The sequence below is a fragment of the Brucella sp. NBRC 12950 genome, from assembly GCF_030268145.1.
Classification (GTDB): Bacteria; Pseudomonadota; Alphaproteobacteria; order Rhizobiales; family Rhizobiaceae; genus Brucella.
The window spans coordinates 34,937-48,366 of sequence record NZ_BSQC01000003.1; the positions used below are offsets into that span (position 1 = coordinate 34,937).

Sequence of the window (13,430 nt, forward strand, 5' to 3'; positions counted from 1 at the left end):
ACCTTCATGCCTGTTTTTCCCCGCGCAGTGCCGCGGCAAGATCGTGATAGGGGTCAGCAGACAGCCCTGTCTCAGGCGATTGTTGGAGCGCATCATAAATGCGCGGAACAAAATCGACGGCCTGATCCAGCAATCCGTCATTACCCTTCTGATAGGCACCAATCGCACGCAGATCGCGCGTCTCTTCAAAACGTGCAACCATACTGCGCAACTGAGTGGCAAGCTTGCGCTGTTCTGGTGTCCAGTTATGTTTTGCCAGACGCGAAACCGATGCAGGAATATCGACTGCCGGATAACGTCCCTGAGCCGCAATTGCGCGATCAAGAACAATATGCCCATCCAACGTGCCGCGAATGGTATCGGAGACCGGGTCATTGTGATCGTCACCATCGACCAGCACCGAATAAATGCCCGTGATACTGCCACCCGCGTCAGTAATGCCGGGACCAGCGCGCTCTAGCAAACGCGGTAACTGACTGAACACGCTTGGCGGATAACCCCGCGATACCGGCGGCTCTTCCGCGGCAATAGCCACCTCGCGCGCAGCATGGGCAAAGCGTGTGACGGAATCTACAATCAGCAGGACATTCTGTCCAAGATCGCGGAAATATTCCGCAATCGCGGTTGCTGTATTAGGGGCAAGGCGGCGCATCATCGGGCTTTCGTCGCCGGTCGCAACCACCGTTACCGTTTTATCGAGATGCCCCGCCATTGTTTCTTCGAGCATCTCGCGCACTTCGCGACCGCGTTCACCGGTCAGTGCCAGAACAACCGTATCGAAATCGGCAGCGCGGGTCATCATGGCGAGCAAGGTGGATTTACCCACACCTGAGCCTGCAAAAATGCCGATACGTTGCCCAAAACAGAGCGGCGTGAAAATATCGATTACATTGACGCCGGTCCGCAATCCGCGATCCACGCGTGCGCGTCGCAACGCAGCTGGTGGAAGGTTTTCCGATGCCATGGGGCGTAAACCGGGTTGGAGTGAGCCTTTTCCATCCACCGCTTCGCCCAATGCATTGATTACCCTGCCCCGCCATTCCGGCGCAGGCCGAATGCGAAGCGGCCCTTCTTCAAACACAGCAGCGCCAAGTGAGGGAATTATACGATCATCGAACGGCTTCGCAAGCACCTGATGATCAGCCACACGAATGATCTCAGCAAGGCTCTGACCACTGTCAGTGCGGATAGCCACCGCATCACCCAAGCGCGCATTGCGCGAGAGGCCCCGCACTGCAATCGCCGAACGCGACACATCGCTCACCGTACCGCCAATTCCTGTCAGAGACTTTGGCGCTATCGATTGTTGGCGGGCAAAGGCGGCGAGCCGCGCGAGCGGTAAGTCAGGAGTCATCCGTTTTTGGAGCCCAGCGTCCTGATGGCTTCAGCCACTGTGCTTTCCTGTTGTGAAAGTAGATTATTCACCTGCTCAAAAGCTCGGCTAACGCTGATGAGACGGGTCATTTCCGTCATGCCATCAACATTGGAACCTTCGATCATCCCCTGCACAACTCCAACACTCATATCGTCAACGACAGCCTGCGCGGGCTTACTTGGTACAACACCGGAATTGCCTGCATAGGTGAGATCGGCATCTACTGGTATCGAGAACAGGCCAATTGCACCGATCTGTGCGCCGTTCTGGTAGACAGCACCGTCACTGGAAATCTTCGGCGCACCGCCATCCGGATTGAGAACGATAGGCGCACCGCCCACATCCAGAACCGAATTGCCTGTGACAGACACCAGTTCACCGGTTGGCATCATCTTCATGCGGCCGTCGCGAGTATAGACAACACCCTGCGGGGTGTTGACCGACATCCAGGCATCGCCTTTGACGGCAACATCAAAAGGATTACCGGTTTCCAGCATTGAGCCCGCTTCTGTGCGAATATAGCTCTTGCCTGCTGTCGCGAAGCTTACGTCTTCGCTTGCCTTGTTGGAGACGATTGTATTGAATTTCGTGCCTTCGCCGCGAAAGCCCGGCGTCGAAATATTTGCCACATTATGCGCAATGGCATCCATCCGCCGTTCAAGTGTGACAAGGGAAGACAGCCCTACGTAGATGGAATTATTTTGCATTTATCAACGTCCGCCCGGCTTGAAGTTCTGCAAAGTAGTCAGAATGCTCGACGATATGCCGACCGATGACGTGCCACCCAACAACAGCGAGGCGATAGATGCAGGGCTGCTCGTGGTTGGATTGTTCATCTCGTACATGGCCGTGAAGCGCGAGATCATCTTCGATACATAATCAGGATCTGACATTCTCGAAAAATCGACTTTGGCCTCGATCATCTTCGCTTGCTTGTCGATGTCGGCATTTGACATCACCGAGGGCCAGCCAAACGTTGTCTGCATAACGGTTAGCAAAGCCTTATCGCCAAGGATTTCGTACGCATTGGTAATGGTGGACGCTTTGCGCTCGAAATAGAGTGCCAGACGGACACCCTCGTTCTGGCTGCCAGCCTCTGTCTCCAGTGTCTGACGGATATACTTATCCATCACACCTTGCTGGGCGGCCGTGCCGTCGGTGGCTTTTTCACCCTTGCCTGCAAAATCGAATGTCGTCGCAAACTCTTTATACCGCTTGTCGGTCAGCTTGTTCGCCATGGCGTCATCGTCTTTGACGCCCTCAGTGAGTATCTTACGAACGAAAGCCTTAGCATAGGCCATGTCTTCCAGGCCGAATGACTTCATGGCATAGTTATAGAGTCGGGTGTCAGACATGAAATCATCAATGGATTTCACCTTGCCGATGTTCTCTTTGTAATAGGCGGTTTCTCGCTCGACCAGCGGCTCCTTCGAAACACGCTGCAACGACCGCGTCATATCGGACGCGATCAGCCGATAACTCATCATCGTGTTGACCAAGCGAGAACCCCCTGCAATTTTTCGCAACCTTTATGCAGCCTCAAGCTTGTCCGAAGCTGATGCATTTTAGCGTCATGTGACAAGCTTCGCGCAAGGCGCATTCCCTAGAGTGCGAAATAAGTTCGAACCAACGGGAGTCTTGCGCTTTGGGTATTCTCATCGGCCTCGCCATCACACTGGGCTGTATGCTCGGCGGTTTCATCGCCATGGGCGGTCACGTCGGCGTGCTTGTTCAGCCGTGGGAATTCGTCATTATTCTTGGCGCAGCCCTTGGCACATTCTTCATCGCCAACCCGTTTTCACTTGTGAAAGATACGGGCAAGGCTTGCGTTGAGGCCTTCACCAATGCAGTGCCAAAGCAGCGTGATTATCTCGATCTTCTCGGATTGCTTTATAGCCTGATGCGTGAGCTGCGCGCCAAGTCGCGCAACGAAGTGGAAGCCCATATCGACAACCCCAAGGAATCGCCGATCTTTCAGGCATATCCCAGCATCCTGAAGAGAGACGATCTCATCCACTTCATCTGCGATTATTGCCGCCTTATCATCGTTGGCAATGTTCGCTCACATGAAATTGAAGCGCTTATGGATGAAGAAATCCACACGCTTTCGCGCGACAAGCTCAAGCCTTACCAGGCGATGGTCAGCATTTCCGAAGCGCTGCCGGCCCTAGGTATCGTCGCAGCTGTTCTTGGTGTTATTAAAGCGATGGGTGCGCTCAACCAGTCCCCCGAAGTACTGGGCCATCTGATTGGTGCGGCGCTTGTTGGTACCTTCGCGGGTATCTTTTTTTCCTATGGTGTCGTTGGCCCGATTGCTACCAAGATCAAGTCGACGCGAGACAAGAATAACCGTCTTTACACCGTAGTTAAGCAGACACTGCTTGCATATATGAACGGTTCTCTGCCACAGATCGCCGTTGAATACGGCCGCAAGACCATCTCAGCTTATGAACGTCCAAGCATCGACGTTGTCGAGCAGGAAACAATGGCGACAACGCCGATCCAGCAGGCAGCCTGATATGACCACTCAGGGCCAGAGCCGCAAAAACGACGCGCTTGCTGAAAATCTGTTACGAGCGGCAGGATTGTCGGGCGACGATCTGAAGTCGCTTTCACACGTGTTCAAGGATGCGTCTGCGCATTTTTGCGGCCGTCTCAAACAGGGCAGCGCTGCTGCATTTGATGCGGAAGCAGGCCAGGTTGAAGCTGCGGACAATGCTTCATTCGATGCCATCATGGGTAAGGCTGCGATCATCGCGCCCCTCAAAGCCGATCGTTGGGGATGTACACTTTACCTAACCGCCGATGCGGCAATGGTATTTTCTGTCATTGAGGCCATGTTTGGCGCACAGGGAAATCTCGGCAACTTCGATCTGGAACGTCCGTTCGGTTTGCTGGAGCGCAAAATCTCGAGCCTACTGACGTCTCACATGGCTGCAGCTCTTGATCAGGTATTCGCAACCACTTCGCAGGCGCTGTTTGCCGCTGGCGAATGCACGGACACGGCCGAGTTCAACCGCGACGAATTCGAGCATTCGCGCCTCTTCGTCTGCCGCATTGATGTGGTAGCGGCAGGTAAGACAGGGGCCGTGCATCTTCTTTTGCCCCGCAGCACTCATAAGCCGATGCAAGACGCCGTGGCTGCATTCCTGCGCCGCCCGCTGGATCAAGCAGATCCTGCTTGGAGCAAGCGAATGCGCAGCGAAGTCAGCCGCGCACGGATCGAGCTTGAAGCCTTCATCCAGCAAGGAAGCCTAACGCTCGACGTTCTTTCAAAACTTGAAATCGGTCAGGTTCTGAAGCTGCCGACGGATGCAATGGAACAGGTGCGTTTGCGTGCTGGCGATCAGCAGCTTTTCAAATGCACGCTCGGGAAGTCCGGCATTCACTTTACAGTCAAGGTTGGCGATGCGGTCAATCAGGAAGAGGATCTCATCGATGAGCTTGTTGCTGGCTAACATACTTTCCACGCTGATGGCTCTCGGCTCGCTCGGCGCGCTCATCATCGTCGGGCGCAAGGCCAATGAGACAATCAAGCTGGGCAAGTTGCTAACGCTTCGTGTGGCTGCGGCCTCCAACGGTCTGGAGCGCGTTGCAAAATCTTTGCAGAACCAGCGTACCGATCTTGCAGATGAAACCGTCCGCATTGAAGCCCGTATCGCTGAAACTGCCCGCGTTCGTCGGGAAATGGATGAAGCGATTGAGGAGCTGAACCGAGTGCGAAAGGCTCTTTCCCGTGATGTGCATCAGGCGCGCAATGTTACGGCAGCAGTTGCTCGTATTGAGGAGCAGCCTTTTCCTCCTATGAGCGAGCCTTCGCCAAAAGAAAAGAACGCATTACCTGTTTTCGTACGTCGCGCCGTCAAGAAGGCGACCGTTGAAATTGCGGGGCAGGCATGAGCAAGAACAAGGATGAAGAAATGCAGCATGAGCTCGACGAAGCAATCGAAGAGTTGCAGGAAGATAAGCCGCGCGCTGAAAAGACAGGCGCAGCGAAGCCCAATCTCGAGCTCATCATGGGCATTCCGGTCGACGTTCAGGTCGTGCTGGGCGGAACAACCATGCCTGTCGCCAATCTAATGAAGCTTGGTCGCGGTGCTGTTATCACCCTCGACAAGCAGATCGGCGACCCGGTCGATATCGTCGTCAATGGGCGAGTGATTGCGCGCGGTGAAGTTATCGTTCTTGAAGACGATTCTTCGCGCTTCGGCGTCAGCCTCACCGAAATCATCGGTAAGTAACGGATCGACCATGGCCGATAATGAATCGCAGAAGCCTCTCGATGACAGCACAAGCGGAGTGGTTGACACTCTTTCCGGTCCGCAGAAAGCGGCTGCGATCCTTGTCGCAATCGGCCGCCCTTCTGCCGCTCGGCTGCTCAAACATTTCAACGCCGACGATTTGCGCAAGCTTGCAGGCCATGCCCGCACGCTTGAACCCATTTCACCGCTCGACTTTGAACATCTGGTGAAACAGTTCGAAGATTCATTTGCCGAAGGCGCGCCCGTTTCAGAGGCAGCACAGCGCTTTGAAGGCCTGCTGCGCGAAGCCTTGCCGCAAGACGAAGCCGATGCCGTGTTTGAAGAGCGCGTTCAGCCGCAGCTAGTTCAGGAATCCATTTGGGTACAACTTGCGAGACTGCCGGTTGAGAGCCTGCAGGCCTATCTCTCGGATCAGCATCCGCAGATCATCGCTTATATCGTCTCCAAGCTGCCATCGGATCTCGCCGCCCGCATGTTTGTAAGTCTACCGCCACAGTTGCGCAGTGCCGTCGTGCAGCGTTCGCTGCATATTGGGAATGTTGCACCAGCTGCAGCCGATCTTCTGGAAGATGTATTGCGCCGCGACCTGCTCGGCCGCACCGATGCAGGCCCTGTCAAAGCCCATCACGGCCAGATCGCCAATATCTTCAACCAGCTCGACCGGCAGGAGATGGAAGAGCTCATGTCTAGTCTCAAAGATCTCAGTCAAGACGACATCGCACGCATCAAGGCGAAACTCTTCAACTTTGAAGATGTCGAACGTCTCTCGCAACGCGCCCGTCTTCTGCTATTCGATGAAGTCCAGACCGAACAGATTGCAACCGCATTGCGTGGTGCCGACACGTCTCTTCAGGAAATGGTGCTATCCTCGCTTTCCACACGCGGTCGCCGTATGGTCGAAAGCGAATTGGCAGCCGAACAAGGCAACATCACCAGTCAGAACATCGCAAACGCACGGCGCGCAATTGCACGCATCGCTATCGATCTTTCTGAGCGCGGTATCATCACTCTCGATCCAGGCGCAGACCCGAAATAGGGCGCCGAACTGATTGGAGCGGATCGGCATTCTAGTCAACTGTCCTAACGCGCATCTCTGTCCGAAAAACCGTTTCACACTGTTCGGAATGCGCTCTAATCTTGCGTGTAACATATGTCCGACGATACCGATAAAGAGAGTAAAACCGAGGACGCGACCGAGAAAAAGATCCGCGACGCTTTGGACAAGGGCAACATGCCTTTCTCCCGCGAAACGCCAATCCTTGCTGGTATCGCATCCTTTCTGGTGATTGCGGTCTTCGTCGCGGCACCCGCAACAACCAAACTGGCTGTTTTCTTGCGCGAACTAATGGACCGTCCAGAAGATTGGTCTCTAAACAGCGCGGAAGATGCAAGCCATCTGTTTGGCATTCTGTCGCTTTCTGTCGGTGCAGCCCTCATTCCGGTCTTCATCATCATTCCACTTGCAGGTATTGCTGCTTCTGTCTTCCAAAATGCGCCGCGATTGGTCGGTGAACGTATTCGCCCACAAGCATCGCGCATTTCCTTGCTCAAAGGCTGGACGCGCATTTTCGGTCGTGCCGGTCAGGTCGAATTTCTCAAATCATTGGCAAAATTCATTGCCGCCAGCGTGATCGTTTTCTTTGTCTTCTTCAAAGGCAATAACCTCTTCACCGAAGCGGTCGCTACCGACCCGAGCGCATTACCCGAGTTTCTGCGTGAGAATCTCGTGCGGCTTTTGGTGGCAAATGTCCTCGCGATCACCGCGATTGCCGGCTTCGATCTTGCATGGTCGCGCATTCACTGGAAACAGGAACTGCGCATGACCAAGCAGGAAATAAAGGACGAGCTCAAGCAGTCAGAAGGCGATCCACTGGTTAAAGCACGGCTGCGCTCGCTGGGCCGCGACCGCGCTCGGCGCCGCATGATCAACGCAGTTCCAACAGCCACGCTGATTGTCGCAAATCCGACCCACTTTTCTGTAGCATTACGCTATCGACCTCATGAGGAGGCAGCACCAATCGTTGTTGCAAAAGGACAAGATCTCATCGCCCTCAAGATAAGAGAAATAGCAACCGCAAATTCCATTCCAGTATTTGAGGATGTACAATTGGCACGTGCTCTCTATAAGCAGGTGAATGTCGACCAGATGATCGCACCTGAATTCTATAAGGCGGTCGCCGAACTGATCCGCGTCATCAATGCCCGGCATACTATACGATGACAGGTTTTCAGATGACTTTAGAATATTCTAATATATTATCAGTCTGTTCTTACTGATCGGCGGTTACACGATGAAGAGTCTTCAATTCTCAAACGAACGCGAGGCAATCATTGCCGAAAACATCCGAGAAGTCGTTGCTGAACTTCGACTAGTTGATCCTGCCGACTATATCGCCTTCATACGCTGCGAATTGTTTGCAAACATTGCCGATATCGTCGCTTCGGCGACGGAGTTGCATTTCTTCCCTGGTACTCTCGAGCTGGGGCATGGCGGTGAGTTCCAGTGCGACTGGTACGGCCCCCCTTCCATTGTTCTCGACATGGAGTTTCGTAGTAGGGGTGTCTATGCCTACTTCCGGCTCACCCTTTCAGGCAAGACCGCTAGCGTGGAACTCAGCCATATCGTGTTCGAGAATCCCGATGAAAATCCTGCGCAGAACACGACAAGGCTAATCGACGCAATAGACAGCGCGCGGCTTCCATTGCGAAAAATCGCCTAACTCATGTGGCCAGGAAGCATCGGAAGCTTGAGCGCCCGGTGTCAACAGTTTGGCGCTGACCCCGAAATTAAATCAGATGCGCCACTTCGGGCATCTCAATAAGGCCCAGCGAAAGGGCGGTCGCCACAGCAGACGTCCGGTTTGAACAGTTGAGCTTGATCTTCGCATTTTGAAGATAGGTCACAACGGTCCAACGAGCAATGCTGAGAATTTCCGCGATCTCACCATCGGTTTTGCCATTTGCAGCCCATCGCAGACAGTCAATCTCACGCGGGGTCAAAAGTGATGCAGCAGATTTCGTTTCGTCACACCCGCAGAGCTTATTGTGAATGATGCCGGAAACGCTAAGCAATCGTGGACGCATCCTGGAGACGAAATAATCGCGCGGTTCTCCCTCGCCCAGATCAAAACAAAATAGTGTGCAACCAGATGCTGCTTTCGGATTGCGTGCAGAAACGGCGAGGAAAACATTGCCGAGTCCGTGCTTCTCGGCATCTTGCATCATCTCCGCTACATCTGGACAGACATCCGCGTCCAATTTGAGATCCCGCACAATGCCGCCGGAATCATTTCTGAAGTAAGGAGCATCCTCCTGGAAAATCGGATCAACTACAAAATAGTTTTTTGTCGAGTACCGTGTGACCCAACTCGAAGGAAACGTCATAACCACAGTTAGGTCAGACGAGTTTGTCTTCGTACAATCCCCTACTCGCCCACGATAGGTGTGCATAATGTAACGACATCCGATTTCATCTCGGATACGCGTCAGAAGTGCCAAAGAGTCGCCCTGAAACGACGTGCCGAAGAATGTCTTTTTGAAATTTGGGAAATGAATTAAGTCGAGAGTCATTGCATAATATCCTTGGTAATAAAGCATGAACGAGCTTCATCTGGCGCCAAAAAATACCGGCGGCGAATCGTCTTCATCAGGCCTTCAATCACTTATAAGTCACATAAAAAATGGGCTGCTATGCAACCCGCAATAAATTGATTGCTATGTATTACACACAAAAAGCATGTCGAAATAAGGCAGGGGCAAATGAAAAATGATTTACAAATGAGATTTCCGTGAAACAGCGTCTCGGCGCGAGCCCGATGTACTATTTTGAAACATCAGACTGTTTTTTTCCGTATGCCCTGAAGAAAAACTCTAACGCATTCTCGACATTCTTGGAAATAGCGTGCTCGGAAGGCGGCTCCGTCAGGACGCCAAAGAGGCGAGGCCGATAAAGTCCCGACAGAAACAGATCCGTGAGTTGATAGGCTTTCTCCAGCGGATCGAACGGCTCCAGCTCTCCAGCGTCAATCATCCTGGACAGAAAGTCTGACATAATCAAGTGACTACGCTTGGGACCGCGTTCATAAAAACGTGCCGACAATTCCGGCTTGCGTTCGCTAACCCCAAGAATGATGCGCTGCGCTCGGATCGCTGTGGTCGATGTAATAAGCGTGACCAGTGTCACACCAAAATCGGCGAGCTCTTCGCGCGTGGAGAATCCCTTGTCGATTTTGGCAACCATCTGGCTAAATGTCGTCATGCGATAATGCTCGCACAAAGCGACAAACAGATCTTCCTTGCTGTTGAAGTAAACGTAAATCGTTCCCTTGGAGACACCAGCTTCCCGTGTGATGTCGTTCATGCTGGCAGCATCAAAGCCCATACGCAGAAACACGTTCTGGGCGCCTTCGAGAATTTGCTGACGCTTTATCGGATCCTGTCCTGCACCAAGGCGCGTGCGCGTGCTTTCCGCATCGGTTTCGCAAGCGATCGGGTCTGAACCGCTACCGTCGACGGTGGCATCAGGACCTTCCTTTAAGCATTGTTCACGATTCATTGTATAAAACTCGCAACTTTTTCGAACCAAACGGTTCGATGTCACTTGATATGGGCGACTTATTGCTCTAAGTCAACATCGAACCAAGCGGTTCGTTGAAGCGGTTATACAGAAAGTTTGCCTTATGTCCGCCCCCAAGTCTGTTGATACGGCTGATATCCGTCCATTCCCTACACCCGCTGGTCAGGGAGAACAGTCCAGAGTGAACGCCGAACCCATGGGGGAACGGCCTGCTCCGCGGACTGCTCCGGATACGGCAGCACCAAGCGCCCCGCCCACTGACGCAAAGGGTGGAAAGAAAAAAGGCTTCGGGAAGCGCGTTCTGCTTCCGGGCATTCTCATTGTTGCTGTCGCTGGCGGCCTTTGGTATGGTTATGACTGGTGGACGGTTGGCCGCTTCATGGTTTCAACGGACGACGCTTATGTGCAGGGCGACATTGCATCGATTGCTCCGAAAGTCACCGGCTATATCGAAAACATTCCAGTTGTCGCCAACCAGCACCTTAAAGCTGGCGATGTGATCTTCCAGCTCGATGCTGGCGACTATCAGATCGCGCTTGACGATGCGGAAGCCAAGCTCAACACGCAGAAACAGACACTTGCACGCATCAATGCGCAGGTTGACGCTTCGAAGGCGAGTTTGCAGCAGGCGCAGGCAGACGAACAGGCTTCGCAGGCCGTTCTGAAGAATGCCGAAAGCACGATGGTCCGCGTGCAGAAGCTGCATGATACGCGCTTCTCTGCACAGTCCGAACTCGATAACGCACAGTCAGCGCTCGATCAGGCCAAGGCAAAGCTTGCCGGCTCGAATGCGCAGATTGCTTCGGCAAATGCGAATATCGAAGTGCTGAATGCGCAGTATAAGGAAGCGGAAAGCACCATGCGTTCGCTGGAGCTCGCCCGCGACAAAGCTGCGCGAGACCTCAATTTCACCACCCTGCGCGCGCCTTTTGACGGTGTTGTCGGCAATCTTTCCGGCAAGAAGGGCGATCTCGTTTCGGCTGGCCAGAAGATCGCAGCACTCGTTCCTGTGAATGCGCTCTATATCGATGCCAACTTCAAGGAAACGCAACTCGGCCACATCAAAACCGGCGAAACTGCGCGTATCTATGTTGATGCCATCGACGGCCCTTACTTAGAAGGCAAGGTCGCATCGGTTGCTCCGGCATCGGGCGCCGTGTTCTCGCTGCTGCCACCTGAAAATGCGACGGGCAACTTCACCAAGATCGTCCAGCGTGTTCCGGTTCGTATCATGATCCCGCAGGAAGCGCTCGATTCGGGCAAAATTCGTGCAGGTCTCAGCGTGACGGTTGATGTGGACACCCGCACCGCACCTGAAGACAAGGTCAACTAAAGAAGCGATTACTTTGCAGAGCGCATATCCGGATTTAGGAAACAGCTTTCGGTATGCGCGTGAAAACGGCTCATTAGAAAAATTTGGTAGCGCAGCGGACAAGTTTCGCGCGCCGTTCCTCTTCCTATTCGGAGTGCGCCTTCATGGCTGCAAACACCACGATGGGGCCTATGGCTCCCGCAGAAGATCGCATCGATCCCAAGAAGGCAATTGCCTTTCTTGCAATGGTGTTCGGCATGTTCATGGCAATTCTGGACATCCAGATTGTGTCTGCATCGCTGTCCGAAATTCAGGCAGGCCTCAGCGCGAGTTCCGATGAAATCTCGTGGGTTCAGACTTCCTATCTGATTGCGGAGGTCATCATGATCCCGCTGTCAGGCTTCCTCGGACGTCTTGTCTCCACCCGCGTGCTGTTTACGGTTTCCGCCGCTGGCTTCACGCTTGCCTCCATGCTCTGCGCAACTGCCACCAATATCGATCAGATGATCGTCTATCGTGCCATTCAGGGCTTCATCGGCGGCGGTATGATCCCGAGTGTGTTTGCAGCCGCATTCACGATCTTCCCGCCATCAAAGCGCTCCATCGTATCGCCGATGATCGGCCTTGTCGCGACGCTTGCACCAACCATCGGCCCGACCGTTGGCGGCTATCTCAGCCACGCATTCTCGTGGCACTGGCTGTTTCTTGTTAATGTCGGACCAGGCATACTCGTCACAATCGCAGCTTGGAACCTCATTGACTTCGACGAAGGCGACAGCTCGCTTCTCAGCAAATTCGACTGGTGGGGCCTCGCGGGCATGGCAGCCTTCTTAGGCTCGATGGAATACGTGCTTGAAGAAGGACCGCGCAACGACTGGCTGCAGGATGAAGCGATCTTCATTCTGAGCGGCGTGATGGTGATAGGCGGCATTCTCTTCTTCTTCCGAGCGTTCACAGCCGAAGAACCCATTGTGGACTTACGTGCCTTCAAGAATGTCAACTTTGCCTTTGGCTCACTGTTCTCGTTTGTGATGGGTGTTGGCCTTTATGGCCTCACTTATCTTTATCCCCTCTTTCTCAGTAGCATCCGGGGTTACGACGCCCTGATGATCGGGGAAGCGCTGTTTGTCAGCGGCCTTGCCATGTTCTTTACTGCACCGCTCGCAGGATTCCTGTCGACGCGCATGGACCCTCGCCTGATGATGATGATCGGCTTCCTTGGCTTTGCCGCGGGAACATGGATGGTCACAGGGCTGACTGCTGACTGGGATTTCTATGAGCTTCTGCTGCCGCAGATCCTGCGCGGCTGTTCGCTGATGCTTTGCATGGTGCCGATCAACAATCTGGCGCTCGGCACCTTGCCGCCTGCGCTGCTGAAAAACGCTTCCGGTCTTTTCAACCTGACCCGAAATCTCGGTGGTGCTGTTGGTCTGGCGGTCATCAACACCATTCTCACCCGTCGCAGCGATATGCACTATGAGCGTTTGGCTGAACATGTGCGCTGGGGCAATGCCGAGGCTGAGCAGATGTTGGCAAACCTGACTGCTAAGTATAATTCAGCCGGCCTGGATGGCGCGACAATCGCCATTTCCAAAATGTCGGGCATGGTGCGCCAGCAGGCAACGCTCATGTCCTTTATCGACGTATTCTTCATACTCACGATGATGTTCTGCACGCTCGCAGCTTGTGCCGTGATGTTACGCAAGCCAAAGCAAGCAGCTGGAGGTGGCGGCGGCGGTCACTAAATAATCCAGATTTGATTTCATACGAAACCGAAACCGCTTCGTAAGTATTTCAAAATTTTTCGTTTGAAAGTGCGCTGCGCACTCCATGCCGCGCGCAGACAAACTCCTGTCGCTTTAGGAAAAGCGTCTTTTTAAATTGTGACAGTGACGGAACCTTTGT

14 protein-coding genes are annotated in these 13,430 nt (G+C 53.6%); 9 read left to right on the forward strand and 5 right to left on the reverse strand.

Annotated features, from left to right (window positions below; genetic code table 11):
• Window positions 1-4: 4 nt before the first annotated feature.
• The 3 genes from fliI to QSJ70_RS05715 are packed head-to-tail and all read right to left on the reverse strand — an operon-like array spanning window position 5 to window position 2,874.
• Complete coding sequence (fliI, locus tag QSJ70_RS05705) at window positions 5-1,354, reverse strand: flagellar protein export ATPase FliI (RefSeq protein WP_215778268.1); 1,350 nt, start codon at window positions 1,352-1,354, stop codon at window positions 5-7.
• Window positions 1,351-2,082, reverse strand: a complete 732-nt coding sequence (gene flgF / locus QSJ70_RS05710; RefSeq protein ID WP_215778266.1) for a flagellar basal-body rod protein FlgF — start codon at window positions 2,080-2,082, stop codon at window positions 1,351-1,353. Before flgF ends, fliI begins: the two co-directional genes overlap by 4 nt.
• Window positions 2,083-2,085: 3 nt before the next feature.
• Window positions 2,086-2,874 (reverse strand): DUF1217 domain-containing protein, encoded by a 789-nt coding sequence (locus tag QSJ70_RS05715; protein ID WP_215778264.1) that lies wholly within the window; start codon window positions 2,872-2,874, stop codon window positions 2,086-2,088.
• Window positions 2,875-3,020: 146 nt separating this feature from the next.
• Between QSJ70_RS05715 and motA the strand changes: the two genes are divergently transcribed.
• The 7 genes from motA to QSJ70_RS05750 all read left to right on the forward strand — a co-directional run bounded on the left by motA (window position 3,021) and on the right by QSJ70_RS05750 (window position 8,357).
• Window positions 3,021-3,893, forward strand: a complete 873-nt coding sequence (gene motA, locus QSJ70_RS05720) for a flagellar motor stator protein MotA (protein ID WP_215778262.1) — start codon at window positions 3,021-3,023, stop codon at window positions 3,891-3,893.
• Between the two features lies 1 nt (window position 3,894).
• Complete coding sequence (locus QSJ70_RS05725) at window positions 3,895-4,833, forward strand: FliM/FliN family flagellar motor switch protein (protein ID WP_285535118.1); 939 nt, start codon at window positions 3,895-3,897, stop codon at window positions 4,831-4,833.
• A complete protein-coding gene (locus tag QSJ70_RS05730) occupies window positions 4,814-5,275 on the forward strand; it encodes a BAB2_0123 family type IV secretion system effector (protein ID WP_285535119.1) in 462 nt (153 codons plus the stop codon). Before QSJ70_RS05725 ends, QSJ70_RS05730 begins: the two co-directional genes overlap by 20 nt.
• The gene (gene fliN / locus QSJ70_RS05735) at window positions 5,272-5,616 is read left to right on the forward strand and encodes a flagellar motor switch protein FliN (RefSeq protein WP_215778257.1); all 345 of its coding nucleotides are present in this window, start codon (window positions 5,272-5,274) and stop codon (window positions 5,614-5,616) included. Before QSJ70_RS05730 ends, fliN begins: the two co-directional genes overlap by 4 nt.
• Before the next feature lie 10 nt (window positions 5,617-5,626).
• Window positions 5,627-6,673 (forward strand): flagellar motor switch protein FliG, encoded by a 1,047-nt coding sequence (locus QSJ70_RS05740; RefSeq protein WP_215778255.1) that lies wholly within the window; start codon window positions 5,627-5,629, stop codon window positions 6,671-6,673.
• Window positions 6,674-6,787: 114 nt separating this feature from the next.
• Window positions 6,788-7,858, forward strand: coding sequence for a flagellar type III secretion system protein FlhB (gene flhB / locus QSJ70_RS05745; protein ID WP_285535120.1), 1,071 nt, complete (start codon window positions 6,788-6,790; stop codon window positions 7,856-7,858).
• Between the two features lie 70 nt (window positions 7,859-7,928).
• Window positions 7,929-8,357, forward strand: a complete 429-nt coding sequence (locus tag QSJ70_RS05750) for a BspJ family T4SS effector nucleomodulin (RefSeq protein ID WP_215778251.1) — start codon at window positions 7,929-7,931, stop codon at window positions 8,355-8,357.
• A 67-nt stretch (window positions 8,358-8,424) separates the two neighbouring features.
• Here QSJ70_RS05750 and QSJ70_RS05755 read toward each other — a convergent pair whose 3' ends face one another.
• Together QSJ70_RS05755 and QSJ70_RS05760 are read right to left on the reverse strand one after the other, a co-directional pair.
• Entirely contained in the window at window positions 8,425-9,207 is a 783-nt protein-coding gene (locus QSJ70_RS05755; protein ID WP_215778250.1) for a helix-turn-helix transcriptional regulator, read from the reverse strand.
• 250 nt (window positions 9,208-9,457) lie between these two features.
• On the reverse strand, window positions 9,458-10,192 hold the full coding sequence (locus tag QSJ70_RS05760; RefSeq protein ID WP_352230994.1) for a TetR/AcrR family transcriptional regulator: 735 nt from the start codon (window positions 10,190-10,192) through the stop codon (window positions 9,458-9,460).
• Window positions 10,193-10,316: 124 nt separating this feature from the next.
• Between QSJ70_RS05760 and QSJ70_RS05765 the strand changes: the two genes are divergently transcribed.
• Together QSJ70_RS05765 and QSJ70_RS05770 are read left to right on the forward strand one after the other, a co-directional pair.
• Complete coding sequence (locus QSJ70_RS05765) at window positions 10,317-11,546, forward strand: HlyD family secretion protein (protein ID WP_285535121.1); 1,230 nt, start codon at window positions 10,317-10,319, stop codon at window positions 11,544-11,546.
• A 143-nt stretch (window positions 11,547-11,689) separates the two neighbouring features.
• On the forward strand, window positions 11,690-13,270 hold the full coding sequence (locus QSJ70_RS05770; RefSeq protein WP_215778244.1) for a DHA2 family efflux MFS transporter permease subunit: 1,581 nt from the start codon (window positions 11,690-11,692) through the stop codon (window positions 13,268-13,270).
• Window positions 13,271-13,430: the final 160 nt, after the last annotated feature.

Coding starts and splice junctions, on each gene's coding strand:
- fliI (WP_215778268.1), bottom strand. CDS start 1,354: ATGACTCCTGACTTACCGCTCGCGCGGCTCGCCGCCTTTGCCCGCCAA.
- flgF (WP_215778266.1), bottom strand. CDS start 2,082: ATGCAAAATAATTCCATCTACGTAGGGCTGTCTTCCCTTGTCACACTT.
- QSJ70_RS05725 (WP_285535118.1), top strand. CDS start 3,895: ATGACCACTCAGGGCCAGAGCCGCAAAAACGACGCGCTTGCTGAAAAT.
- QSJ70_RS05730 (WP_285535119.1), top strand. CDS start 4,814: ATGAGCTTGTTGCTGGCTAACATACTTTCCACGCTGATGGCTCTCGGC.
- fliN (WP_215778257.1), top strand. CDS start 5,272: ATGAGCAAGAACAAGGATGAAGAAATGCAGCATGAGCTCGACGAAGCA.
- QSJ70_RS05740 (WP_215778255.1), top strand. CDS start 5,627: ATGGCCGATAATGAATCGCAGAAGCCTCTCGATGACAGCACAAGCGGA.
- flhB (WP_285535120.1), top strand. CDS start 6,788: ATGTCCGACGATACCGATAAAGAGAGTAAAACCGAGGACGCGACCGAG.
- QSJ70_RS05750 (WP_215778251.1), top strand. CDS start 7,929: ATGAAGAGTCTTCAATTCTCAAACGAACGCGAGGCAATCATTGCCGAA.
- QSJ70_RS05755 (WP_215778250.1), bottom strand. CDS start 9,207: ATGACTCTCGACTTAATTCATTTCCCAAATTTCAAAAAGACATTCTTC.
- QSJ70_RS05760 (WP_352230994.1), bottom strand. CDS start 10,192: ATGAATCGTGAACAATGCTTAAAGGAAGGTCCTGATGCCACCGTCGAC.
- QSJ70_RS05765 (WP_285535121.1), top strand. CDS start 10,317: ATGTCCGCCCCCAAGTCTGTTGATACGGCTGATATCCGTCCATTCCCT.
- QSJ70_RS05770 (WP_215778244.1), top strand. CDS start 11,690: ATGGCTGCAAACACCACGATGGGGCCTATGGCTCCCGCAGAAGATCGC.